Below are 25,065 nucleotides of genomic sequence, written 5' to 3'. Positions count from 1 at the left end.
TAGTAGAAAGCGAAATACCTACTACTATGAAATGAGAAAGGTTGATGAGAAAATGAACGTACTGCTAACCCCTTACCTAATGTCGGAGGACGCAAGAACGCAAGCGGAGTTCTACATTCAAGCGCTTGGGGGAGAGGTCATATCTGTCATGACGCATGCCCACACGCCTGGTATTCCAGAGGCATTCAAGGACAAGGTGATGCATTTGGCTATGTCGGTTGCAGGCGGCAACACGCTGTTCATGTCTGATTCCTTCGAGCCGGTGGCAGGCAGCAGAAGCTTGAGCCTATCGCTAAGCTTTGAGAGCGAAGCCGAAGCAAAGGGAGCTTTCGCCAAGCTGAGCGAGGGCGGAGTCGTGAAGTATCCTCTCGAGAAGCAACCGTGGGGCGCTTCATACGGAGAGCTGCAGGACAAATTCGGCGTAACTTGGATGATCGTGAACGAGACGAGATAAGACGCGTGACTAACGATAACGGAGGAGAATGAAGAAATGAATCAAGAAGTAACCGATTTTATTGAAGCATTGCCAGAGTCGTGGCACGCTGAGCTTAGCGCGGCGCTGCGCGATGTTGTTCATCGCGCTATTCCGGATGTTCAGTTGCGTATTCAATATAAGAAGCCGCATTTTCTCAAAAACGGCAAGTACGCAGCCGCTATATCGACGTCGAAGGATGCGGTAAGTTTCATTATTTTCAACACGACGGGTCTAACGCTGCCAGAGGGGCTATTCGAAGGTCCGCCTGAACGCAAGACGATCAAGCTTAAGCGCGGCCAATCTGTAGATGCTGACTTACTAATTCCGCTTGTAAGAGAGGCTTCCTCATCATTATAGAGTGAAACGAAGGGGCTGTCCTGAACGAACATGGTCTTAAGGCATGTTCGTTTGGGACAGCCCTTTTTATTGATCTCAATTTATACGATTTTTCACACAAGGCCAGTTAAACAAGATGTAATCTGTAAAAACTCATACGATTTATCATACAAAAGTGGTCAATCCATCTACGCACTCAATGATTTTATACGATTTTTCGATCAAAAACCTTGATTTGACCTATCCGTAAGATTGGTTTATACGATATATCGTACAAATATTGGTTAGTCACAGTTAATCGACAGCCTCCATTTCCTTTAGCTTCAGTCTCCATATCGCAGTGTAAGAATATTGATTACCTTTCCAATCATTGGTATAATTATAGGAACATATGTTCCAATCAGTGTACTGGGGAAGGGGATGATTCTGTGGGACGGCATGATGGGCAACTGCTGAAGCTGGAAGACCGAATGAGGCGGAGTAACGTTCCGGGCATTGGAGTAGCGGTCATTCGAGACGGTTATGTGGAGTGGTCGGAGAGTTGGGGCGTATTGGAAGCGGGAGGGCTTCGGCCGATCGATGAGGACAGCCTCTTTCATGCATGCTCAATGAGCAAAATGGTGACGGCAATAGGAGTGCTGAGATTAGTGCAGGACGGGTTGCTTGATGCAGAGTCTGACGTCAATCGGTTTTTGACATCGTGGCGGGTTCCTGACAATGCGTATACGAACCAGGAGAAGGTAACTGTAGCGAGTCTGCTTGCTCACCACGCGGGTATCGTAGATCCTGACGGAAGCTTCGATGTTCATAATGGGGAGGATGACCTTCCATCGCCAAAACAGCTGCTATCGGGACATACAGCGTATAATTCGGATCCTGTAGAGATAAGACAAGTACCGAATAGTCGTTTCTCTTATTCGGATGCCGGCTATACCGTTCTGGAGCAACTCATTGAGGACATAACGGGCGAGTCATTCTCATGTGCAATGAACAGTCTGGTTATAGAACCGCTGGGATTAAAGCGTACCTTATTTTGGGATGGCCAAACAGTAGATGGAGATTATATTAATGCGCGTTTTATGGAGAATGTAGCAGCAGGGCATGACAAGAACGGCTGCCTAGTTAAGGGGAAGAAGTGGCACTATCCCAATCTGTCGGGGGCAGGCCTATGGACGACGCCAGCTGAATTCGCTGCGTTGACCTTGGAGATTATTCGCGCTTGGGAAGGAAGTGTTGCGTCAATATTGCGCCCTGATCTTGCGCGATCAATGTTGACGAGTTATGGTCCGGCGCCGGGAGTGGGCCTAGGCGTTTTTCTTCCCGATGCCGCTGGTACGCCTTGCTTCTTTTCGCAAGGTTGGGGCGTCGGGTATCAATGCAAGATGGTATCATTTCCGAGTCTTAAGAGCGGTATTGTCGTCATGATGAACGCTGAACCGGGGAAGCATCAGGATGAATCGTTAGTCGGTGAAGTCATTAGAGAAGTGAGCAAGGTGTATGACTGGCCAATTATTTAGGCCGAGGAACGAGACAACCGCCGATTGCTCGGCGGTTGTCAGGCATTATAGTTGCAGCTTGCGGATGATTTCTTGCTCGGACTGGTCGGCGATAACGAATCCGAGAGATGCATATAGGCGGGCTGCCCGCTCGTTGCTTTGGCGATGTCCGAGCGTGATGCTGCTGCAACCGTGCTTCTCTTTTATATAATGAATGAGCTCAAGCATACCGGCTTTTCCGAAGCGCTTATTTTGATAGTTGTGATCGATCATATAAGCCATAATCCAGTAAGCGCCATCGTCAGGATCAACGGCATAAACGGTAAAGCCGATTAATTGTTCGCCCGCATAAATAGCCAGCGGAGTAAATCCGCAATAAGCGGATTCTGCTAGCCAATAGACGGCGGGGCTGGGGAATACGCTTCGCTGTTCTTCTGTTACCTCGAGCGAGGAGCAGGCGTACCAATTGCTATGGTCGATCGGGGCGAGTCTGACTGCCGGGCGATATCTGTCGCGAATTTGACCGCATATCCGCAACAGCTTATCTCTCAGCGCAGTGGCCCATTCGGGTGATCTCGCTTCGTCCATTCCCTCGATGCTGCGCAGCAGCCTGGCAAATGAATAGAGATCGGAGAACTTCTGAAACAGGGGAATTCGTTCTATATAAAATTCGTCCAATGGTTTAATTGATCTGTATCCAGCAAGGAACAATGCTAATTGTTGTTTTGCTTCTTCGCTATCTTGTTCGAGTAGATCGGATACAGCGGACGCCACGTCCATCATGAACCAATGAACCATCGCGTCATCGAAATCAATGGCGTAATAAAGCGCCTCATCAGACGAATAAAACATATTATCGGTCTCGAAATCATAGTGAATAAGTCCGGTATGTCCCACGCCGTTTGGCAGCGCTTGGAGTTGTTCGCGCAAGCTTGAGAGCTCATGCTTAATCGCGGTCTCTTCGGGGTAACGCTGCAAGACCGATGAAATGAAATGCAGAGCATCGTCCCAGCTCTTGCGCGAGTTTGTGTCTGGACGGTACGTTTCGGATAAATGATGCAGCGACGCTAGAGCCTTTCCCCAGCTAGTCAGGTGATCATCGGACATTTGCTCGAGGGGGATATGCGAGCCTTTGGCCTGTTCGAATACCGTTCCGAAATAACGCCCATGCTCGGTCGATATAGTCTCCAACCAATGCCCGTTCTTTGAACGGACCGGGGCGGCGGCCGGATAACCTTGGGCGATCAAATAAAGGATGAAATCAAGCTCGGCCTCGATTTGCTGGGGCGTATTATCTTCCTCGTGGATAAAACGGAGGAAATATCGTGTTCCGCTGCGTTCGAAAGTATAAACAAAGTTGCTGCTAGCTCTCCAAAACTTCAGCGTACCTGCATCGTGCTCCCATAATTCAAGCAATTGCTCGGACGGAATAGGGCTTACCGTACCCCGAATCATGTTTTTTAAATACATCATTGCCTGCTTGCCTCCCATTGCCTAATGAGAGGTGTATTTTACGATTGCGCCATACGACCTCTCATTGGCTCTTGTCTATTATGGATCTTGTTCAAACACCATCACTCCTTCAAGTTATTGTAGGGAGGCGACTGGAACTGCGGTTGTCGTTTGTACTCATTCCCTCGTTACACATTGTCAGTCAGTTTGCCTCATGACATCAAGGTACAATTCAGATTAAAGCGAATGTTACCGTCCGCAGGAGGTAGGCTTAGGAAACCGAATCTTTTATATCAGTGAATTTGCAACAACCATACGCGATTAAGCGGGGTGAACTTTGTGGAAAAAAATCAGGAAGAGTATGACGCTTTGAAAAAGCTGATGGGGCCATTAGCCGTTCCTGACCAGGATTGGGAGATATTCGTGAAGCGGACGATGGTCAGAAAATTGAAACGGGACTATTTTGCAGTGCGGGCAGGGGAAACGGTTCATTGCGCATACTTCTGCATAAAGGGTTTATTTCGATTTTTCTATACGTTGGACGATGGTAAGGAGTTCACGAAGAGCTTCGCTTTAGAGGGGGATATCGTTACATCTTATGGGGCAATGATTAGCGGCGAGCCTTCCTATTTCTCTATACAGGCGCTGGAGGAAGCGCTCGTCATTGAAATTCCATATACGCTGCTGTTGGAACTGGTGGACCGGAGCCGTCATTGGGAAAGGTTCTTGCGTCATAGCGTGGAGCAGTTATACAAGAAGAAAGAAGAACGAGAGCGGGAGTTGCTTTACTTGAGCGCGGCAGAGCGGCTGGAAGCGTTTAAGATGAAGTATCCAGGACTCGAAGCGCGCATTCCTCAGTATTTTATTGCTTCCTATTTGGGTATTAGTCCGGTTTCGCTAAGCCGAATCGTCAATCAATCCAAAACTTAACCTATGTTAATGAAGCTCGCTTCGTGTGAAGCTACAATTAGCTCATATTTCACTGCGATATGATTGCTTAACGCCGTCGGAGGACGACAGCAGTTGTGTACGCATGAATGATGAGGGAGTGAACGGAATGAGGATGACGGGACATACGGTATTGATCACGGGCGGGGCTTCGGGGATCGGCTTCGCGGTTGCGAAGAAGCTTGTTCGTATGAGTAATAAAGTGATTATCATCGGGCGAGATGCGAGCAAGCTTGAAGCAGCCCGGAGAGCTATTCCGGAGCTGGTTGCCTTTGCGTGCGATATTAGCGTGGAGGAGCAGCGCTTATCGCTTGCGGCATGGCTGAAAGAGGAGCATCCGGAGCTATCTGTGCTAATTAATAATGCGGGTATTCAATACCATGCGCGCTTCGATCAGGATCCACCTTCCCTGGATGCTATTCATCAAGAACTGGAGATCAACTTTGTAGCGGTTGTTAGGTTATGCTCGTTGTTGATTCCTATGCTGTCATTGCGCTCGGAAGCGGCCATCATTAACTTGTCGTCGGGACTGGCGATCGCTCCGAAATCCGGGGCGGCGATTTATTGTGCAACCAAAGCTGCTGTTTCTACTTTTACTAGATCGCTTAGGTATCAGTTGGAGCAATCATCGATACACGTATTTGATGTGCTGCCTCCGCTTGTGGACACGGATATGGTGCGAGGAAGAGGCAAAGGCAAGATTAGTGCCGATGCTTTCGCTGATCAGATGATAGCGGGAGTGGTCAGGGGGCGCCTTGTGCTGCATGTAGGCAAGACAAAGCTGCTTTATTATTTGCATCGTTTTATGCCTAAGGTGGCCTATCGGATTATGAAGCACGGTTTGTAAAATGAATGTCAATCTGGCGCAGCATATTATCCTTTGGCACAATAAGGTCGCATTGATTATACAGCAAAGAAGGTACTGCTCCCTCAATGTATTTGAGGAACGGTACCTTCTTTGATTAAAGGGCTTTTTTAGCGGCCTCACTATTAGTGGGTTGTGATCGTGTATATGTGAACTATTATTATGTCAACAAATCGTATATTTGATATAGATGTAACAATTTAACTTTGTATATGCTAAAATATTACATGAATCGACACGTTATAAGAGGTTTAGTGTAATGGAATGAAAAACCAAGCACAAAATTTGTAATACTAAGTCGTTATTAGTTGATAGAGATGCAGGAAAATGTTACTATTAAATCATATGTTTGTACATTTTAGGGGGTTGAGTGAAACGTGAAGGCAAAAAAAAGACCGGGCTGTCTAGTTATTATTTTGATTATTGTCGGTGTTTTTATCTTGATTGGTATAATTGGAGCTTTGTTAAGCGACTCGCCACCAGAGACAGCCAATAACAGCGATTCTAAGACCACGGGAGCAAACGCATCTCAAAAGCATGAAGAATTGTTTGCTGAAGCTCAAGCATTGCTAGGACAAGGTAAATACATTGATGCGATTACAGCAGTAGATAAAGCTATTAAAATTGAAGAAAATGCCGAGTATACTAAGCTTAAGACAGATATTGAGGCAAAAATCAAAGAGAAGAAAACTGCGCTTGAAGCCAAATTCGAAATTAAAGAAGATAAAGTGGAGAAGATTTCCTTCATTTCTCCTGTTTCAGAACTAGACAAGGGACTGGTATTTTATCCATATATCGGTGTTAATAAATCTGGTAAATATATGTATTTGCGTGTAGGTTATCAGGAAGATGCTTCGAAAGCACTGTTTGTATTTACTAGCATTAAGGTAAGAGCAGGTGAAGAGTTGGAAGAACTTAAATTCAATCTGCTGGAGAAGTCGAATGATGTTGACCTCTTAGGTGCTGGTATGACGGAACTGGTTGATATTGATGTAAATAAGAACACTCAGAAATTGCTTGATAATGTGGTTGCGAGCACAGAAGATGTCATTGTTAGATTCGAAGATATTTCTAACCAAATTACTGACTACACTATATCTAAAGAACAAAAACAAGATATAGTTGATATTTTAGAGTACTATAGCTACTTGGAGTAGGTTAGCGTTTTAGTCGTAAAAGTGGTTGGACAGGATATCATTCCTGGCCGACCACTTTTTCTGTCTAATGCAGGCGTGTCCACTTGAAAAGAAAAAAAAGGCCGACCGTCAAACGATCGACCTTTCCTCTTATTTCGTTGTTTTCTCGAGTCGCTCTACTTCTTGGTTGATTTTCTCCTCCAACGTGCGAAGGGCGGTATTAACGTCTATGCCGGATAACGCAAGCTCTTTAGCAGCCTCGGTCACAAACTTGCTGACGTCGCCTTCGAATTCATGCGGTGCGTGGAGTTGAACGCTTTTCGCTTTGAAAATATTTTCGATCTTCTTTCCTTTCAGCGCCTCGATATCAGCACCAAACTCCTTCTCCAGCTCGGGATTCACGATTGACGGCACACGGCCATTCCGGGATAGAACACGCTGAACCTCATCCGATAAAATATAGTTCAGCACCTGGAATGCCTCATCCTTATGTTCGCTCGTCTTCGAGATGAAGAGCGAGTGAATATTGACTTCCTTCGACGTGCCGAGCGCCTCCTTGAAGTTGGGGACGGGGGCAATGTCCCAATTAATAATCTCTCCTTGCTTGCGCAGCTCTTCGAGCGGTCCGACCATATTAGCCAGATAGGTGGGGCGCATCGCCAAAATCTGATCCTTCAGAAACGCATCCTTATTGTACAAGTAGGTGTCGCCTTGAATGTAGCCGCTTACCTCGAACGTTTTCTTGAGAAAGGTGAAAGCTTTCTCCCACTCCGGCGTGTTCACGATTGCTTTTCCCGTCTTCGGATCAAGAGTGCCTAAAGCGAGGCTGCTCTGTATGTACGCCGGACCTGCGGCAACTTCAAGCCCGATGTAATTGACGCCGTCCTTCGTCTGGGTTAGCTGCTGGCCGATCGCAAGCGCTTCTTCCCATGTTATCTGTTCATCTGGCGGGTAAGGGACTCCGAATTTATCGAAAATATCCTTGTTGTAATACAGAATCGTTTCGTTCGAGTTAAACGGTATCGTATAAATTTCGCCGTCCTCGGCGTAAGCCTTGATGGAGTTTAAAATGTCCGGTTTAATGCGGTTTAGGTCTAGCTTGTATTTGTCGACGTATTCGTCAAGACTTTGTAGAATGCCAAGACGCTTGAAGTTGTAGTAGCTTCCAGCGCTTGCGTAGATAATATCGGGAACGGTGCCGGCCGACACTAGATTATCGATTTTTTGCCCTTCCGGCGTGACGACTTTCTCCAGCGTAATATGAGGGAATTTCTTCTTAACCGGTTCGGCGATCATCGTATTGAATTCAGTGTCGGTGAAGGTTAAACCGCTGACATAGAACTTCAAGGTGACCGGCTTCTCGCTGGACGCTGGCTCTTCCGTGCCATCGGAGTCCTGACCGCAGGCTGCCAGAGAAAGGGAGAGGATAAGCAAAATTAGAATCAATAACGAACGTTTTCTCATAGATCAACGCCAGCCTTCTTTCTTCTCTAGAGTGAAAAATAGAGGGTTAACCTCTGCGAAGCATGAGAGGATGTTTGGTAATTGGGGTACGCCCCGGTCCCCAGCCTATTTGCTCGCGGTAGCTGCCGATAAGCCCTTTGCTCTCCAGCTCTGTTTCGGACAGAACGGATTTCTCCTCGGCATCCGGTGACACATATAGCGCATCGGCAGGGCAATAAAGTTCGCACATGAAGCAGGTCTGGCAGTCGCTCTGTCTTGCGATAATGGGAATACCGCCTTCCACGCGGTCAAAAACATTCGTCGGACAAACGGATACGCAGAGATTGCACTCGATGCATTTGGATTCACTTACGATCTCGATCACACCGATACAGCCTCCTCTGATACTTGCTCTGTTCTGACCTTGATCTCGTCCAAGCCGCTGCTGATTAGCCGGTATCGCTGATTAGGGTCGAGGGCGGGGAAGTCTGCGCGTTTATGCATGCCCCTTGTTTCCGTGCGCTCCTTGGCAGAACGGTACATGAGCCGCGCCGTGGCCGTCATGGCTGCAACCTCGCGTGCTTTGTAAGCGGAGGTGTTCAAGGTGATCGGCTCGCTCCGAATTTCCTTCCACAAGTGATCCAGACGTTCGAGAGAGGAAGTGAGTCCTTGCTCGGTACGGAATAGATTTTTGTCGTAGGGGTGAGTCTCCGCCTGTATGGCTTCAATGCGTTCAGACAGCTTAGCGGCGGCAGCGGAGGAATCCGTACTCTGATTCGTCAACGTTGTGGAAGATAAGCCTGCAACGCTCCTTGTATGTGCCGCCGCACCAAGCTGCAAGGCATATTCGGCAGCGCCTTGCCCGGCGAAAGAGCCAGAGGACATCGCCCAAGCCGCGTTATGGCTTCCGCCGCCTGTGAAGCCGCCGCATATTAATTCGCGCGTCGCCGCATCGCCGGCCGCATATAGTCCGGGCACGTCGGTTGCGCATGACTCGTTCGCAATGCGTATGCCCCCGGTGCCGCGCACGGTACCTTCAAGACGCAAGGTGACGGGGAACATATCCGTGAAAGGATCGATTCCAAGGCGATCGAACGGAAGGAAGAAGTTCGTCTGGCCGACTCGCAGCGCGGGTTTAATATCTTCGGGGGCTTGGTCGAGCCTTGCGTAGACCTGCTTTCCCTGAAGCAGGTTCTTCGCGATGATCGAGCGACCGCGCTGGGAGCCGGCGCCTTCCACGACCGTGCCATCTTCGTAATAAAACGAAGCATAGCGGTAATAAGCTGTTTTCGTAACGGAGGAGAAGGTTGGCGCGATGGCGTAGGCGTTGGAAAATTCCATACCCGAGAACGATGAGCCGGCTTCCGCGGCCAGCAGGTAACCGTCACCGGTGAGGACATTGCAGCCGAGCGCTTTGCTGAGGAAAGCGCAGCCGCCGGTAGCGATGACGACCGCGCCTGAGCGCACGCTCCATGGCTCGTTCGTCTGCGTCCGGATACCTCTTGCGCCTCCGACACCATGCTCGTCTGCGAGCAGTTCGAGAGCGGGACTATGATCCAATATTTTCACGCCGGCTTTAAGCGCAAGCTTTCGCATTAGCCGCATATATTCCGGACCTTGCAGCCCTCTAACATGCACCGTTCCATCGTCGCTCTCCGGATACGGGTAACCCCATACGGCGAGACTGTTCATTCGCTCGAACGCCTTGTTCAGCACTCTGTCCATCCAAGCGTTCTCGGCCAACCTGCCGCCAAGCTCGTATCGGCTTAGCTTGGCTTCGGTACGGAGCTGGGTATCCGGCTGGATATACCACACGCCAGTGCCGGAAGGGGCGGTCGCGCCGCTAGATCCGCAAAACCCTTTATCGGCCAGCACGACGCTAGCTCCAGAATTTGCAGCAGAGATCGCGGCCCAAGCACCGGCCGGACCTCCACCGATTACGAGTACGTCCGCCTTAATCTCCAACCCTATTCGGCTGCTGATTGCTTCGCTCATTATTCATTCCTCCTGAAAATTAGTCATAAAAAAAGGCCGCCGGAAGCAATCAACAAAGTGATTGTTTCCAGTAGCCTGGTGAACAATTAATACTATTCCAATGTATGTTATCGGATTTGGAATTATCATATGCTCCTTTCCTAAAGTCGTCAACCCCTTTTTTCGAGGAGGGAGCATATGGTCATGATGAACAATAAAACACGTTAATTTTATGCATGATTATGAAAATTGTATGGAATCTTTCAAAGACGAGCTAGATAAGATAGAATAAACATCAACGTAACACAACGTGTTCGAAAACATAACATAGTTGTTGGTGAGCGAATGTTGTCGGTTGAGTGTAGGGTGGCAGCCAGAAGAAAGGTGTGATGATATGAGTCTGGAAGCATTAAATGAACGAGTAGCAACCGATCTATCTTATCTCGCTTATGGAGGTCCGAACTGGGTGCGATCACGCAGTCACTCGGAAGGGCATGTGTATGATGTTGTCATTGTTGGCGGCGGGCAGAGCGGCTTAAGTATCGCCTTCGCGTTATTGCGCGAACGCGTATCTAATATATTGGTGATCGATGAAAACCCGGAAGGCTATGAAGGGCCATGGGAAACCTATGCGCGTATGATGACGCTTCGTACGCCGAAGCATCTGACATCCGTTGATCTGGGTGTTCCTTCGTTGACGTTCCGATCTTGGTGGGAAGCACAGCATGGGGTAGAAGGTTGGGCGAAGGTGGATAAGATCCCGCGCGGCGACTGGATGAATTACTTGCGCTGGTATCGCAAAACGCTTGGTTTGCCTGTCGTTAATGAAGTTAAGCTTCGATTAATAGAGCCAGTGGAGGACCGTATACACCAGCTTCATGTTGAGGGAATCGGTGCCATATCGGATACGCTGCTTGCTAGAAAAGTAATTCTTGCGACAGGAATCCAAGGCGGAGGCGAATGGCATGTGCCGGAGATGATCTCGGAGAACCTGCCGCCGACGCTTTACGCGCATACATCGGCTCGAATTGACTTCGAAGCGCTTAAAGGGAAGAAGATTGCTGTACTTGGAGGCGGCGCATCGGCATTTGATAACGCCAACTTCGCGCTCGCCGAAGGTGCCGGAGAAGTACATGTATTTGTACGCCGCAAGGAGCTTCCGCGAATTAATCCAATCCGTCAGATGGAAGGATCGGGCATGATCGAGCGGTTCGCGGCGCTCGAGGATTGCGATAAATACGAGGTTATGGCGCATTTCTTCAAGCATAACCAGCCGCCGACAAACGATACGTTCGAGAGGGCGGCGTCATGGCCGGGATTCCGCATGCATCTCGGAGCGCCTTGGTTGGCTGTTGAGGAATCCGGAGATCAAGCGATCGTAACGACGCCGCAAGGCAAGCACTCATTTGATTTTCTTATTATTAGCACAGGGCTGCTGACGGATCCGGCTTATCGTCCGGAATTGAAGCTGGTGGAGCGGCACATTGCCCGTTGGGGCGATCGATATGAAGCGCCTGCGGAGGTGGCGAGTGCGGTTCTGGATGCGCATCCTTACTTGAGCCCCGGCTTCGCTTTCACAAGCCGGAGTGAAGAGGGGGAGAAACTGCTGCATGGCCTGTTCACCTTCAGCTACTCCGCGCTCATCAGCTTCGGAGTTTCGGCTTCCGCATTGTCGGGCATGCGGTTCGGGGTGCCGAAGGTGGCATCTTCGGTAGCGGAGCAGCTGTTCCTCGACGATCGTGGGACGATATTGGAAGATTACTTCACATACAAAGAGCAGGAGTTCGTAGGCGCCCTGCCTCAGAATGTATAATAAACACGTTAAGCGGCCGTTGCTCTTCGGAGCAGCGGCTGCTTTTTGTTGGCTCCGGCTATTGTTCAATAAGGAGTTGCTAGGAAGTTAACGATCTGAAATAGTGATACACCTTGTTCAACTTCTGCTCGTGCCGTCCTTTCGCGCTCTCCATGCTGCCAAATTCGAAAAACTTCACTTTTTTGATGCCGACATATTGGAACAGCGCTTTTCTCATGAGAATCTTGTGCGAGTTGCCCAGCCAATAAAGCGGATAGAAGGCCGGTCCTTTCATGGTGGAGATGCATACGACTGACTTTCCTTTCAGTAAGCCTTCGGGCAGAAGCCCTCCCGTATCCCGATAGGCAAAGCCGGAAGCGAACATTTGATCAATGAAACCGAGCAGCATGGCAGGAGGCCGTCCCCACCAGATCGGATAGACGAACACGATTTTATCTGCCCATAGCAGTTGCTCCCTATACCTGGCTAATGCCGGGTCGGCGTGCATGTCGCGTCTGCGTTTGTTCGCATTGAAGACGAGGACGGGATTGAAATTTTCCGCATAAAGATCCAGTACTTGAACGTCCTCGATTATTGGGTTATCGCCAATGCCCGCAAGCGTCTTTTGGAGAAAAGCGTAGCTTAAGCTCTCATGATTGGGATGGGTATAAATGATTAATGTTTTCATGGACTGATCACCTCAATAGTTATCATATGATAATAAAAAGGTAACATATGGGACTGATAGTTGTCAAATGATAATTGTTTTATGACAATGATTTTGATATTGTACGCAGTAAGAGGTGATTTCGAAGTGGCGCAAGAAGTCGATAAGAAGATGTTGTTTCAACAATTAGTTGCGTTCATCACGGATGTTCACCAGATGAAGCATGATGTAACGAAGGGTGTTTCAATAGAAGACATAACGCCTGCCCAGTACGGAATCCTTGAATTTATAGCGGTATCGCAACCGGTAACGGTTAGCGAAATTAGCGAGTGCAAGGATATGTCCATGCCCAATACGAGTCGCGAGCTTAAGAAGCTAAGCGACAAATCATTGTGCGTGAAGTACGAAGCGGATGATGACAAGAGGAAGCAGTATGTTCGTCTGTCGGAACAAGGCGAGAAGCTGATGGGTAATGCTTTTGCTCACATGGAGGATTGGATGGGCGAACGCGTTCGGGGGTTGTCCGGCGAAGAGTTGGGGCAGCTGTCTAACGCGATGGACTTGTTGAGAATGACGATCTTTCGGGTTGAACAATAGAAGCAGAGCAGGCGGGAAGTAAATCGCCGATGCTCTGCTTCTTTGTTTAGAAATAGACTTTCAACGTCTTGATTTCGAAGGCGCGGAAGTCGAGCGAGACGGAATGGCCGTCGATGATCGGCAGGTCTAACAGCTCTTCCTCCAGTATGTTGGCAGCAGCTACGCGTACTGGTGCGGTGCCGAAAGTTAATGTTGCGCCGGATACGGCTGAACGTTCCGCCTCGTAAAGTCTGACGATGATGGCATCGTCGTCTTCGGCCGGTTTGACCGCTTCGATAATAATATTCGTAGCGTCGACGGACAAGAAGGAGTCGCCGGATCTCGGCGCGGCTCCTTGGTTCGCGAGCGTCGGCACGTTCAGCTCGTATGCCGGTCGTATGACGGATTCGGCGCTGAATCCTGCTGCATGCGGCAGGAACGAATAGGTGACGGCATGGACGCCTGCGTCACCGCGCGGATCGGGGTGGGTGCCGCCCTTGTGAAGGGTGAGGCGCATATCCGATCCGTGAACCGAGATGCCGTATTTGCAATCGTTCAGGAGAGCGACGCCGTAACGATTCTCGGAGAGATCCGTCCACTTGTGTGCGCAAACCTCGAACATGCCTTGATTATAAGGAGTGTTCGTATGCGTCGGACGCTCAACATGTCCGTATTGAACCTCATGTCTAGCTTGGTGGGCGAGCACCGCGACCTCGAAACCTGCTTTGAGCAGTTGATGCTGCTCCTGCCAGTCGATTACGGTCTCGAAGTCGACTTTGGCGGTATTCGCGTGGAATACGAGCTGCTGCTTCAAGGCGGATTTGTATCCGATCCGATACTCGCTGCTAATGCGGAATTGCAAAGGGCCGTCCGCTGCGATGCTGCGTGAGACGAGTCCTGTCTGAAGCTTCAGCTTGCCTTCAATATCGCGGTCGATGTCCCAGTTATCCCAAGCGCCGGGAAGGTCTTCGCCCATTAGCAATGCGCCGAGGGGATGTCCCGCGCCTCGCAGTTCCCTTTTTGCAGACTTGTCATAAAAGGATTCGATATAGCCGCTAGCGTCGAAGCGTACGATTGCATGCGGCGTTTCTAATTGCTGCGCTGCCTCGTCATAACGGAATGGACTGGAAGCTGCATCGGATGGATGGCCCGTGCTCAGCGGTATGAGCAGCGACCCCATCGCCGGTACGGTGGCGCAGCCGATAAGCAGCTTCTCGTTGCCGTAAGCATCGATAATGCGCTGGCTTAACAACGATGGATCCGATGGATATAGGTTTGGCGCAATGCCCTTCACGGCAATGATGTCGTTACGATCCCAGCTCAGCGTATTCCATGCGGTTACGGCATTCTCCTTCGTATTAATGGAACGGCATAGGAGGGAGGTTGATGCGGCTTCAGCGGAAGCGATAACCTCTCCGACCTCTTGGATGGCGCGGTCATGCACTTCGGGAATCGATGTGCCCGGCAAAATATCATGGAACTGGTTGATGAGCAAAAGCTCGTACAGTTGTTTGAGTCTTGGGCGATCCGGCGCTGAGCCGTCATGGACCGCAGTGATGCTTTCGAACAGCTCCAAGTCGCGCAATGCGAGTTCGGCCTTGCGGTTGTTACGCTTAATCTGGTGCATCTGCGTAAGCGTGCCGCGATGTCCCTCGAAGTAAAGCTCGCCCACGTGGAGCGGCGGGTTAACCGCGTTCTCCTCCAATTGCTGCATGAATTCGCTAGCTGTCATATGTTCGCTGCGGGGAACGCCTTCCAAGTCGGAGACGCGCCTTGCCATTTCTATCATTTCGTATTGCGGACCGCCGCCCCCGTCGCCGAAGCCGTAGGAGACCAGTCGGCTGTCGTTCACGTGCTTGTGCGCGATGGCGTTATGATTCGCATATACTCGGTCAATAAGGGTCTCGGCATCCGGCCAGCAATGGATCGTATTGAAGTGGGTAAGCACCTTCGTTCCATCGAGTCCTTGCCAGTAGAAGGTATCGTAAGGGAAATGGTTCGTATCGTTCCAAGACAACTTGGTCGTTAAGAAGTAGCGTACGCTGGCGCTATTCATAATCTGAGGAATCGCCGCGCTGTAACCGAATGTATCGGGCAGCCAGAAGCTGTCCGCTGTATAGCCGAAGTGTTCTCTTGTATAACGTTGACCAACAAGAAACTGACGAACGAGCGATTCGCCTGATACGAGATTACAGTCGCATTCGATCCATACGCCGCCGTTGATTTCCCAACGTCCTTCGGCGATCCTTTGCTTCATCCCGCTAAATATATCGGGATAATGTCTGCGCATGAGCTCGGCATGGAAGGCGGAGCTTTGGATGAATTTGTACTCGGGATATTGCTCCATGAGACTAAGAACATTTGCGTAAGTTCGCGCGCACTTGCGAATCGTCTCGTCGCGTGTCCATAACCAAGCGGTATCCATGTGGGAATGGCCGATTATACCCGTCGTAGGCGCGGAGCTGCTAGTTGGCTGCTCGAGTAAAGGCTTCATTATCGCTCTTGCTTCGAGCAGTTGCGGTCGCCACAGTTCCTCGGACACTTCGTCCGGTGATTGTGTAAGGAGCGGAAATAGCTCGAGCAATGCGTTCTCGATCTTGGCTTTGCGGAAAGGATCGACTGCGCCGGAGCTTGCGACTTGAAGCAAGGTGCGCAGATCGAATACGAAGTCTTTCACATCGTTGCGCCGAACCATTACGTCAATTGAATGGAAAATTCGATTATAGCGCTGCTGGCCGGAAAAGTTGGCCTCGCTCACCTGGTACGGCTGTGTTCCTACGCACGGATGTCCGGCATATGCCTCGAAGGCTAGCTCGAAGGCAGTGTCAGCTTGAGCGTCATCGGTTAGCAGCAGCGTATGATGATTGCCGCGATTGGCGGCTTCATGTTTGTGGGTGTAGATGCCGCTAGGCTTGCCGTTTACCCAGAAGAACGTCTCGACGCCGTCAGTGTTCGCGGCAATGAACAGCTTTTGTCCGCTGAGCTCATGAGGGATAGTGTAGCTGCCCTTGAACCATGCGGAGCTCCATTCCTGTCCCCATGACTGATTGCTGCCGGCAGGCTGCCAATTCTCGCGGTCGCCGGGAACCTCGTATCGATGCTCGGCCGTTTCGAAATAGTCGACCGCTACCTCGCCGATTTTTTTGAATATAAGGGAGGTATATACTTCGTCTAGCTTCTTCAGCTTACCTAATGTTTTGCCTCTGTGGTTTGGATGGATCATGTGCGGATAGCTCCTTCATGACGGATTGTGAATGGCCAATGGACGAACAACAGACAGGCCGCCAGTAAACGTGGCGGCCATGGATGTTAGTAACACCGATGGGGAATTCGCTGCTACAAATTACGATTAGTATAAGCTGTAGCTCGGCAGTCGGATATGAGGGAAAAACAAACTTTCAATGGGAGTATTGGCGATTGCGGGGTGTAGAGGTAGACCATGGTTATTTTACGGTCTCGATGAGACTTGTGTTGTCGTTGCTCTCGACGAGGCGAGTCTCCTCGGGTGTTACTTCATAGATCCAGTAGCCGCGAAGCTTCTCGTCATTGATGGTGTACTCCAAGTTTTTGGTGAGCGTTACTGTATAGGTGCCGGCATTGGACGAGGCGGCCACGGTAGTGGCGAGCGTTCCCTTCACCTTCGTGCCGGGCTCTTTGCCTCCCGCCGCGACCTCTATTTGCTTGGCTTGTCCGGCTTCGGGGAATTCAGGCATCTCTTTAAGCACAGCCGCTACCGCCTGAACTTCATCGAAACCAGTGGCCTGCTCCGTGGAACTCTTCTGTGTGACTTGCGGTGCTGTTGCTTGGTTCGTATCCGCATTCGTATTCGTTTGATCCTCGTTCATACTGCAACCGCTTAGTACAATAGATAAGGCGCAGGCGATGACAAGCCCTCTTAACTGCATAGATAGAACCTCCAAAAGTTAGTTAATAGGTTTGACGCCAACTAGACGTTATTGTTGCGATTCTACCTCGTATAAAATATGTGTCATATAACATCACATACATCCCCATTCACATGCTCGAACTCACTCTTTTTTTGTATAATCCCACAATCCAATTATAAAAATCATAGTTATTCCCCGTTTGAAAGTGTCTAACTCTACTATTGATGTTATAATACATAACATATAGTTGCGATTAGCGAACGATGCGTAGGAAGATCGAGAGTGATTTTGACGGGAGGTTGACAGAGATGGGGATCGTGCATGAGGAGCTAAGCGTTGTGAATAATCGTCTTCATAGTGGATCGGCAAGTCCGCTGCTTGTCGAGCTGCAGCATGTAGGGAAAAAGTACCCGAACGGAACTGTCGCGGTGCAGCAAGCAAGCTTAAGAGTAGGCGAGGGCGAGTTTCTATGCTTCGTAGGACCATCCGGCTGCGGCAAGTCTACCATATTCAATATGATTGCCGGCCTAACGGCTCCAACGGAAGGTAGGTTAACCGTTATGGGGACGACGCCGAAGGAGGCTCTTAGGCATAACGATATTTCATTCGTGTTTCAGGAGCATACGCTGTTGCCTTGGACGAACTTAATCTCGAATGTGACGCTCCCTTTAACGCTGCAAGGCATATCGAAAAAAGAGAGACAAGCTGAAGGCGAGAGAGTGTTGGAGCTTGTTGGGTTGAAAGACCACATGAAGGTTCTGCCGCGCGAGCTTTCTGGAGGCATGAAAATGCGTGTGTCGATTGCAAGGGCGCTTATCTCGAGACCGAAGCTGTTGCTTATGGATGAGCCGTTCGGCGCGCTGGATGAGATTACGCGTCAGACATTGCAGGACGAGCTGTTGAGTATTTGGAAGCAAGAGAAGTCGATGACGGTGCTGTTTATTACGCATAACGTGTTCGAAGCCGTGGCGTTGTCTTCCAGAGTTGTCGTCATGACGCCAAGACCCGGCAAAATATCCGATATTATCGAAATTCCAAGCTCCTTCGAGAGAAATGAAGAATATAGAACGACGCCGGAGTTCGTGGAATATATTCGCCAAGTATCGGCTGCGCTTAAGCATTAATCGTACATCATGATTCCAGATCCGGAGAGGAGTATGAATGACTATGGCTGCTAATGAATCGTACCTATCGAGCTCTCCGCCGGAACAGTCTGTGGACACCGGTAACGGAACATGGAGAGAGAAACCTGTGATTCGTCTCTTGCTGCAGATGGCTCCGCCAATCGTTGTATTTATCGTTGCCATTGGTGCATGGGAATTGATCGTATCGCTCGCAGGCACACCTTCGTACCTGCTGCCAAAGCCGTCGGATGTGTTCGTCGCGGCGAAGGATAATTGGGGCAATCTTCTGTCTTCGGTTTCGACGACAGTGCTGGAGTCCGTGCTGGGATTTGCGATCAGCGTCGTACTCGGTATCGTATCGGCCATTTTATTGTCATTGTCGAAGCTGATTGAAAAAAGCTTCTATCCCTACGCGATCATCCTTCAGACAATCCCGGTTGTTGCGATTGCGCCGATCATCGTGATTTGGCTCGGCGCAGGGGTTAATGCCATCGTTATGATTGCTTTTGTCATTAGTTTTTTCCCGATTCTATCGAATACGCTCATTGGTCTGAACTCGACCGATACGAATATGAAAAACCTGTTTCACCTATACAACGCATCGAGGCTGCAAACGATCATTCGCCTTCGTATTCCTGCGGCGCTTCCGTATATATTGGCGGGTCTGAAAATATCCTGTTCGCTCGCGGTTGTCGGCGCCATTGTTGGCGAATATATTGCGGGAATCGGCGGAGGTAACGGCGGGCTTGGTTATGGCATTACGATTGCGGCAACACGGTTGCAGACGCCATATTTATTTGCTTGCGGCCTCTCGGCGTCGCTTCTCGGCATTGTGTTCTATTTGCTTGTTAATGCGCTATCGAATCGACTGCTCAGCTCGTGGCATGAATCGGCGATGAAGTCCTAGCATTAACATTGCCTTCCTTAAGAGAGAGTGGTCTTATGTCGACTAACATAAGTCTGCTCTCTTATGTATTTATGCTCTGATTCTCATTTTAGTGGAAAAAAGGTGACTGCAATGTGTACGACTGGTGCGATTGTTATCAACGGTAATGACGGCAAGAGGCGCGTCTTTGGCTTCAAAACCTCCGATTCGCCGTGGACGGGCTTCTGGCATGGCCAGTTGAACAGGCCGGGCGGCTTTGATTCGTTAGCTTACGGCCTTGTACCGCAGCAAGGCGTGAATGCCGGGATGAACAGAGCTGGACTAACGCTTATTAGCTCTTATTTTGATTATGTAGAGAATGGTCATGATGCGCAAACACCTTCGGAGTCGTCTCCCGCGCCAGCGGTGATGGGAAACCCGCATTGGGGTGGGGATTTGCGAGGTATCGTGCAAGCTGAGGCGCTTAGCAAATGTGCCGACGCTCCGGGAGCGAGGCAGATGTTCGAGCAAGCCTTTGGCGATGTTATCGCGCCGGTTGGCGGTAATCATGTGATCGCTGACGCCAGCGGTTTTATCTATGTTTTCGAGCACTGCAGAGGCAAGGTGGCGCTGCAGGATGCATCCGATACGGGCTACGTTGCACGAAGCAATCAATCCTTTCTATTGTTCCAGGAGGAACAGGGACGCATGGCGGAAACGACACGCAAGGATCGCGAGCAACGACTGGAGCAAGCGGAAGGTGTGCTCGCCGAGCTGAAGCGGGATGAGGGGGATATCACTTCTGCCGAAGTCATTGATCGCTTGAAGCTGCTTGTATCGATGCACCGGGGAGCGGGAGATGAGCCGGGCAGCATATGCGCGCATGGATTGGTGAAGGGGCGGTCGAATGCGGCTGAGCCGCATGAAACGATGAGCGGACTGCTGTGGGATATAACGGGTCGAACGATGTATTACACGATCGGCCATCCGTGCCGCTCCGAGTGGAAGGAACTCCGTTTCACCTAATCATAAACACCTTATAACGGAAGAGGGAGATTCTAATGAGCGTTACCTACAACTATTCAGGGAAAAAAGTACTCATAACCGGCGGGGCGTCAGGAATTGGACTCGCTGCAGCTGGGGCTTATGCGGACAGCGGCGCTGACGTCGCTGTATTCGATAAGAAATACGAGACCGAAACGAAAGAGGGGCGCGTCTGGCAGATTCCTGTTGATTTGACGGACTCAACGCAGATCGACGCTGCCTTCGCGAAGCTGGAACGGGAGTGGGGCACACTGGATGTGCTCGTCAACAACGCGGGCATTGAGCTTGTGGCAGGGCTTGAAGATATGACTGAAGCAAGCTGGGATCTTGTGTTTGACACAAATATTAAGAGTGTCTATCTATGCAGCAAGGCGGCGATGCCATGGCTGAGGGCGTCGAAGGGTAATATCGTCAATACAGCGTCGCAGCTTGCGGTTGTTGGCGCGGGATCGTTCACCGCCTATACGGCTGCGAAGGCGGCGGTTGTTAATTTCTCGCGCAGCCTTGCGCTTGAGACGGCTTCGCTAGGGGTGCGCGTGAACGCGATCTGTCCGGGGGCGATCGATACGCCTCTGCTGCGCAGGCAATTCGCTGGCGGACAGCGCGGTCCGCAAGGAACGATCGAGAATCTGATCGCCATGCATCCGCTTGGCAGGCTGGGCGATGCGAAGGAGATTGCCAATTGCATTCTGTTCTTAAGCAGTGACGCGGCATCATTCGTAACGGGAAGTGCGATGTTCGCTGACGGAGGTTATACGAGTTTCTGAGGATGCAATCGCAACTAAGCTTGGGGGTGAGAGGGATGAACATGACCGTCGAACAGGCATTATCCATTTTTCCTCTACAGCATGGAAAGCTTGTTGCTGGAGAGGCTGGGCTCACGCGAATTATTCGCTCCGTTAACGTGATGGATGCGCCGGATATCGTGAATTGGCTGAAATACGGGGAAATATTGCTGACATCGGCTTTTGTGTTCAAAGGTTACCCGGAGGCGGCGATTGATCTCATTCGCCGGCTGCATGCCGGCGGATGCTCGGCGCTTGGTATTAAGCTTGGACGTTACTGGGAGGTCATTCCTGAGCATCTTATCGAAGAAGCGAATGAGCTTGGCTTTCCTCTCATCGAGCTGCCTTACGAATATACCTTTTCAGATATGATGAAGGGCCTATATACGACGTCGCTTGGTGAAGAGGTGAAGGGGCTCAATCTTGTTCTTACGAAGCAAAAGAGTCTTATCCAACTCGCGTTAAGCCAGTCTGCGGAGCAGGATGTGTACAATACGCTGTCGGATATTCTTGAATATCCGGTAGCGGTTATTAGCCGAAGCGGCCATTTGCTGTTCAATACGAGCGGCTGGGAGGAGTCGTTCTGGCGGCCGAGACTCACCGCTGCGCAAGGGACGAGATGGTGCGGCTCGCAGGAGACAAGATACTTTCAAGTTCCGCTTCAGCAAGGGGATGCGTTGTACGGTTATTTGATGGTCGTACCGGGCAAGTCGCAGGTGATGAAGGACGAGGACGGCGTGTTCGTGCTCGCCGGCGACTTGCTGTCGCGCTACATGGGAAGGAAGAAACGGCAAGGTGAAGGGGAACGGGAGGAATGGGTAACCGATCTTCTGATGTACCTGCAGAGCCGCGCGCCGCTGGCTGTTCTGCTCTCATCGCTCGATAAATACGGGATTGCGCTGCCGCTTAATCAATACCGCTGCGTGCTTGCAACGGTGAACGACCAAGAGGTAGACGCGTTCTGGGATGTGCATGAGAAGCTGGAGTTCGCGCCTGAGCTGGCTGCCTACAAAGGGATTCATATCCCGATTGGCAAAACAATTCTATCGCTCTATTCGTTAGCGTCGTTGCCTGAAAGCGAGAATCGTGCGCTCGGAGAATGTTTGGCGGCGCTGTTCAGCGGTCCCGGATCAGAGCGTTTGCAGCCGAGGTTCTACATGAGCAGGATCAAGAACCAAGCGTCGCAGTTAAAGGATGCCTATGCGGAATGTGTCAATACGCAACAAACCGTTCAGCAGACCGAGATGCCGGGGGCGGTTTTTTATGACGAGGATTTAGAAGTATATCGCCTGCTGCAATATATCCCTGATGATGTGCTGGCTTCCTACAGCAGCAAATTCCTTGGCCCGCTGCAGCATTCGGAAGAGATGATCCGCACGCTGGAGCTATTCCTGGAATATGACGGGCAGATCAACGAGGTAGCTAAGCGGATGTTCGTTCATCGGAATACGATTGCCTATCGGATGGAGAAGATCAATTCGCTGCTGCATATTGAGTTTCGCAATTTCAACGATATTTTGAAGCTGAAGCTTGTGTTCTGGCACTACAAGAAACATAAAGAAGAAGCTTGAGCTTGCTTACTATTAATATATTATATGCAATTGATATCATGTAAACTTATCTGACTCAAAATATATCATTTTCACAAATTGGCTCCATTATTTTTATGAAAATATAAAAAACACTGTAAATCGATTGTTTCGAATGGTTCACTCCAACATAATGGTGATATTAAGTTAGATTATCTAACACTAAACTAACGAGAGAATACGGAGGAGTAACCAGATGAACAGAAAACGCAGTCTCGCTCTTATGGTGTTGTTATGTGTATCGATCGTACTATCGGCTTGCGGCTCCAACAATGAAATGAATAATGCTTCCAATGGAACGAATGACGGAGGAGCGGAACCTGCGGCACTAAAGAAGATTACGCAGGTGACGAACTGGTTCGCCGAAGCGGAGCATGGCGGTCAATACGCGGCTTTGCAGCAGGGCTTCTACAAAGAAGCGGGATTGGACATGACGATTCAATCCGGCGGTCCGCAAGTTTCGGGCGTTCAACTGGTTGCCTCAGGCAAGGCGCAGTTCGCTATGGCGCATGCCGACGAAGTGCTGATGGCTCGTGCGCAAGGTATTCCGATCGTAGCGATTGCATCGGTGCTGCAGACGAATCCGATCGCCTTCATGTACCACAATGAGAATAAGCTTGCTCAAATCGAGGATCTGTCCGGTAAGACGACTTACATTTTGCCAGGGCAGCCGTTCTGGAACTATATATTGAATACGCGTGATGTGAAGGGCGTGAAGGAAGTTGCGTATACGGGCTCTATGGCGAACTTCATCAATGACAAGTCCTCTTACACGCAAGGGTATGTAACGAATGAATCGTATACGCTGCAGCAAGAAGGCGTTGACTTCGGCAGCATGTTGATTGCCGATGCAACGGGCTATAATCCTTATGCTTGTATGCTTATTACGACGGAGAAATATATGCAAGAAAACCCTGAGATCGTTAAAGCGTATGTCGATGCATCGCTCAAAGGCTGGAACTTCTACAAGGACAATTACGAGGAAGTGAATCCGTTCATTCAAACTTATAATCCGGATGCAACGCTGGAATGGTTGAAGTACGGCGCGGAAGCGGCGATAGACTTAATCTGGACAGGCGATGCAGCGGAGCATGGCGTAGGTTATATGTCGCTTGAAAGATGGGAGACGCTTGCGAAGCAAATGTTGGATGGGAAAGTGATCGAGAAGGAGCTTGATGCAAGCAAGGCGTTCACGACCGAGTTTATTTCATAAGTGCAGGATCTAGAATGCGGAGGCGATGAGAATGGAGAGCAAGACGCGGTTAATTGCAGGCGGAATTGTGCTGACGATGAATAACAACGATGACATGCTGACAGACGGCGCGGTTCTTGTGGAGAACGGGAGAATTGCCGATATCGGACCGTCTGCGGAACTGCTAAGCAAGTATGCAGGCGTAGAGGTATTGGATGCTGCAGGCCAAGTCATTATGCCGGGTCTCGTTAATCTTCATCTTCACTCCGGCTTGATTAGAGGGACGGCCGAGGACCTGCCGGTGTTCGAGTGGCTGCACCGGTATGTCGATCCGAAGCATCGCGCCTTGCAGCAGGAAGAGGCGTATGCGGCTGCAAGACTCAGCTATGCGGAAGGGATTAAGTCTGGAACGACGAGCGTGCTTGATATGTATCGTCACGTTCATCGGTGCGCCGATGCGGCAGACGAAATAGGCGTGCGTGCGGTGTTCGCGCCGTATGTGGCGGATCGTCCGGGCTACGATTATTTTGAAACGCTGGAGAGCAATATTCGGCTGATCGAAGATCGGAACGGGAGTGCGCAGGGGCGGATTCATGTATGGGTTGGCTTGGAGCATCTATCGTATTGTACCGAGGAGGCGTATCGCGAAGCGGCGAGAATTGCGGAGAAAATGGGCACAGGCATTCATACGCATGGCGAAGAATCGATCGAGATGGCGAAGGAAGTGTACAAAAACTACGGCAGATGGCCGGTGGAGCTCTTTTACGACCGGGGTATTCTAGGTCCGCGCACCGTTCTTGCCCACTGTGTATGGATGCAGGAAAGCGAAATGGAGCTAATGGCGAAGACTGGTGCGGCTGTAGCGCATTGTCCTGTCAGCAACCTGAAGCTTGCATCAGGAATTGCGCCGATCCACGAGATGGCGGAGCGAGGCATTACAATCGGCATTGGTACGGATGGGGTTAAGGAGAATAACAATCTCGACATGATGGAGGAAATGAAGTACGTTCCTCTGCTGCAGAAAGTAAGGCATTACGACGCGAAAGTGATGAAGGCGGATAAAGTGCTGCGAATGGCGACGATAGACGGCGCGAAGGCGCTCGGACAGGATAGTGAGATCGGCTCGATCGAGCTTGGCAAGAAGGCGGACATTATTACGGTCGACTTCCGCAAGCTGCATCTGACTCCAGTACTGACGCAGGCATACAACAATATTGTCAGCAATCTTGTTTACTCTGCACAGGGCAGCGACGTGCAAAATGTGATGGTAGACGGCAAGCTGCTGATGAAAGACCGCGTCTTGACAACGGTGGATGAGGAACAGGTGAGGCAGGCCGGGCAGTATGCAGCCGAGCAATTGCTGGAGCGGCGGGAAGCGTTCATTCCCGAGCAGTACAAGTTCCACGGCGTTTAAGCGTC

Annotated in this window: 22 protein-coding genes; 15 read left to right on the top strand and 7 right to left on the bottom strand. The window is 50.2% G+C overall.

All coding sequences use genetic code 11. The features are described from left to right. Positions 1-31: 31 nt before the first annotated feature. The 3 genes from V8F51_RS11500 (at position 32) to V8F51_RS11490 (ending at position 2,328) form a co-directional block, all read left to right on the top strand. Complete coding sequence (locus V8F51_RS11500; protein ID WP_337100369.1) at positions 32-454, top strand: VOC family protein; 423 nt, start codon at positions 32-34, stop codon at positions 452-454. A 36-nt stretch (positions 455-490) separates the two neighbouring features. Then, positions 491-832 (top strand): DUF1801 domain-containing protein, encoded by a 342-nt coding sequence (locus V8F51_RS11495; RefSeq protein ID WP_337100368.1) that lies wholly within the window; start codon positions 491-493, stop codon positions 830-832. A 407-nt stretch (positions 833-1,239) separates the two neighbouring features. Further along, complete coding sequence (locus tag V8F51_RS11490; RefSeq protein ID WP_337100367.1) at positions 1,240-2,328, top strand: serine hydrolase domain-containing protein; 1,089 nt, start codon at positions 1,240-1,242, stop codon at positions 2,326-2,328. Between the two features lie 45 nt (positions 2,329-2,373). Here V8F51_RS11490 and V8F51_RS11485 read toward each other — a convergent pair whose 3' ends face one another. Further along, positions 2,374-3,780, bottom strand: coding sequence for a GNAT family N-acetyltransferase (locus V8F51_RS11485; protein WP_337100366.1), 1,407 nt, complete (start codon positions 3,778-3,780; stop codon positions 2,374-2,376). Positions 3,781-4,098: 318 nt separating this feature from the next. Here V8F51_RS11485 and V8F51_RS11480 point away from each other — a divergent pair, with 318 nt between their 5' ends. From V8F51_RS11480 to V8F51_RS11470, 3 genes are all read left to right on the top strand, one after another. Beyond that, positions 4,099-4,689: a Crp/Fnr family transcriptional regulator gene (locus V8F51_RS11480; protein ID WP_337100365.1), complete on the top strand. Its 591-nt coding sequence runs from the start codon at positions 4,099-4,101 to the stop codon at positions 4,687-4,689. 25 nt (positions 4,690-4,714) lie between these two features. Continuing rightward, a complete protein-coding gene (locus tag V8F51_RS11475; protein WP_337100364.1) occupies positions 4,715-5,554 on the top strand; it encodes an SDR family oxidoreductase in 840 nt (279 codons plus the stop codon). A 395-nt stretch (positions 5,555-5,949) separates the two neighbouring features. Beyond that, positions 5,950-6,729 (top strand): hypothetical protein, encoded by a 780-nt coding sequence (locus V8F51_RS11470; protein ID WP_337100363.1) that lies wholly within the window; start codon positions 5,950-5,952, stop codon positions 6,727-6,729. Positions 6,730-6,858: 129 nt separating this feature from the next. Here the strand turns inward: V8F51_RS11470 and V8F51_RS11465 are convergent, their stop codons facing one another. The 3 genes from V8F51_RS11465 to V8F51_RS11455 are packed head-to-tail and all read right to left on the bottom strand — an operon-like array spanning position 6,859 to position 10,146. After that, positions 6,859-8,172, bottom strand: coding sequence for an ABC transporter substrate-binding protein (locus V8F51_RS11465; protein WP_337100362.1), 1,314 nt, complete (start codon positions 8,170-8,172; stop codon positions 6,859-6,861). Between the two features lie 46 nt (positions 8,173-8,218). Further along, positions 8,219-8,536 carry a ferredoxin family protein gene (locus V8F51_RS11460; protein ID WP_337100361.1) on the bottom strand — a complete coding sequence of 106 codons (318 nt, stop codon included), beginning with the start codon at positions 8,534-8,536 and terminating at the stop codon, positions 8,219-8,221. Next, on the bottom strand, positions 8,533-10,146 hold the full coding sequence (locus V8F51_RS11455; protein WP_337100360.1) for an FAD-binding protein: 1,614 nt from the start codon (positions 10,144-10,146) through the stop codon (positions 8,533-8,535). The genes V8F51_RS11460 and V8F51_RS11455 overlap by 4 nt, the downstream gene beginning before the upstream one ends. A gap of 373 nt (positions 10,147-10,519) precedes the next feature. Here V8F51_RS11455 and V8F51_RS11450 point away from each other — a divergent pair, with 373 nt between their 5' ends. Further along, complete coding sequence (locus V8F51_RS11450) at positions 10,520-11,938, top strand: NAD(P)/FAD-dependent oxidoreductase (RefSeq protein WP_337100359.1); 1,419 nt, start codon at positions 10,520-10,522, stop codon at positions 11,936-11,938. Positions 11,939-12,017: 79 nt separating this feature from the next. Here the strand turns inward: V8F51_RS11450 and V8F51_RS11445 are convergent, their stop codons facing one another. Further along, positions 12,018-12,605: an NAD(P)H-dependent oxidoreductase gene (locus V8F51_RS11445; protein ID WP_337100358.1), complete on the bottom strand. Its 588-nt coding sequence runs from the start codon at positions 12,603-12,605 to the stop codon at positions 12,018-12,020. Positions 12,606-12,692: 87 nt separating this feature from the next. Between V8F51_RS11445 and V8F51_RS11440 the strand changes: the two genes are divergently transcribed. Continuing rightward, on the top strand, positions 12,693-13,181 hold the full coding sequence (locus V8F51_RS11440; RefSeq protein ID WP_337100357.1) for a MarR family winged helix-turn-helix transcriptional regulator: 489 nt from the start codon (positions 12,693-12,695) through the stop codon (positions 13,179-13,181). Between the two features lie 46 nt (positions 13,182-13,227). On the opposite strand, the gene V8F51_RS11435 is transcribed toward V8F51_RS11440, so the two are convergent. After that, the gene (locus V8F51_RS11435) at positions 13,228-16,383 is read right to left on the bottom strand and encodes an alpha-mannosidase (protein WP_337100356.1); all 3,156 of its coding nucleotides are present in this window, start codon (positions 16,381-16,383) and stop codon (positions 13,228-13,230) included. A 220-nt stretch (positions 16,384-16,603) separates the two neighbouring features. Continuing rightward, positions 16,604-17,065 (bottom strand): hypothetical protein, encoded by a 462-nt coding sequence (locus V8F51_RS11430; RefSeq protein ID WP_337100355.1) that lies wholly within the window; start codon positions 17,063-17,065, stop codon positions 16,604-16,606. A gap of 290 nt (positions 17,066-17,355) precedes the next feature. Here V8F51_RS11430 and V8F51_RS11425 point away from each other — a divergent pair, with 290 nt between their 5' ends. From V8F51_RS11425 to V8F51_RS11395, 7 genes are all read left to right on the top strand, one after another. Continuing rightward, positions 17,356-18,171: an ABC transporter ATP-binding protein gene (locus V8F51_RS11425; RefSeq protein ID WP_337100354.1), complete on the top strand. Its 816-nt coding sequence runs from the start codon at positions 17,356-17,358 to the stop codon at positions 18,169-18,171. 43 nt (positions 18,172-18,214) lie between these two features. Then, positions 18,215-19,078, top strand: coding sequence for an ABC transporter permease (locus V8F51_RS11420; RefSeq protein WP_337100353.1), 864 nt, complete (start codon positions 18,215-18,217; stop codon positions 19,076-19,078). Between the two features lie 102 nt (positions 19,079-19,180). Beyond that, positions 19,181-20,062 carry a hypothetical protein gene (locus tag V8F51_RS11415; protein ID WP_337100352.1) on the top strand — a complete coding sequence of 294 codons (882 nt, stop codon included), beginning with the start codon at positions 19,181-19,183 and terminating at the stop codon, positions 20,060-20,062. Positions 20,063-20,097: 35 nt separating this feature from the next. Continuing rightward, a complete protein-coding gene (locus tag V8F51_RS11410) occupies positions 20,098-20,847 on the top strand; it encodes an SDR family NAD(P)-dependent oxidoreductase (protein WP_337100351.1) in 750 nt (249 codons plus the stop codon). 41 nt (positions 20,848-20,888) lie between these two features. Next, positions 20,889-22,436: a PucR family transcriptional regulator gene (locus tag V8F51_RS11405; RefSeq protein WP_337100350.1), complete on the top strand. Its 1,548-nt coding sequence runs from the start codon at positions 20,889-20,891 to the stop codon at positions 22,434-22,436. A gap of 214 nt (positions 22,437-22,650) precedes the next feature. Continuing rightward, positions 22,651-23,667: an ABC transporter substrate-binding protein gene (locus V8F51_RS11400; protein ID WP_337100349.1), complete on the top strand. Its 1,017-nt coding sequence runs from the start codon at positions 22,651-22,653 to the stop codon at positions 23,665-23,667. Between the two features lie 31 nt (positions 23,668-23,698). Beyond that, positions 23,699-25,060 carry an amidohydrolase family protein gene (locus V8F51_RS11395; RefSeq protein ID WP_337100348.1) on the top strand — a complete coding sequence of 454 codons (1,362 nt, stop codon included), beginning with the start codon at positions 23,699-23,701 and terminating at the stop codon, positions 25,058-25,060. Positions 25,061-25,065 lie beyond the last annotated feature (5 nt).

It is taken from the genome of Paenibacillus sp. YIM B09110 (assembly GCF_037167145.1).
Taxonomy (GTDB): Bacteria; Bacillota; Bacilli; order Paenibacillales; family Paenibacillaceae; genus Pristimantibacillus.
The sequence above is the reverse complement of the archived record's forward strand: the minus strand, read 5'-3'. Positions and strand labels throughout refer to the sequence as shown.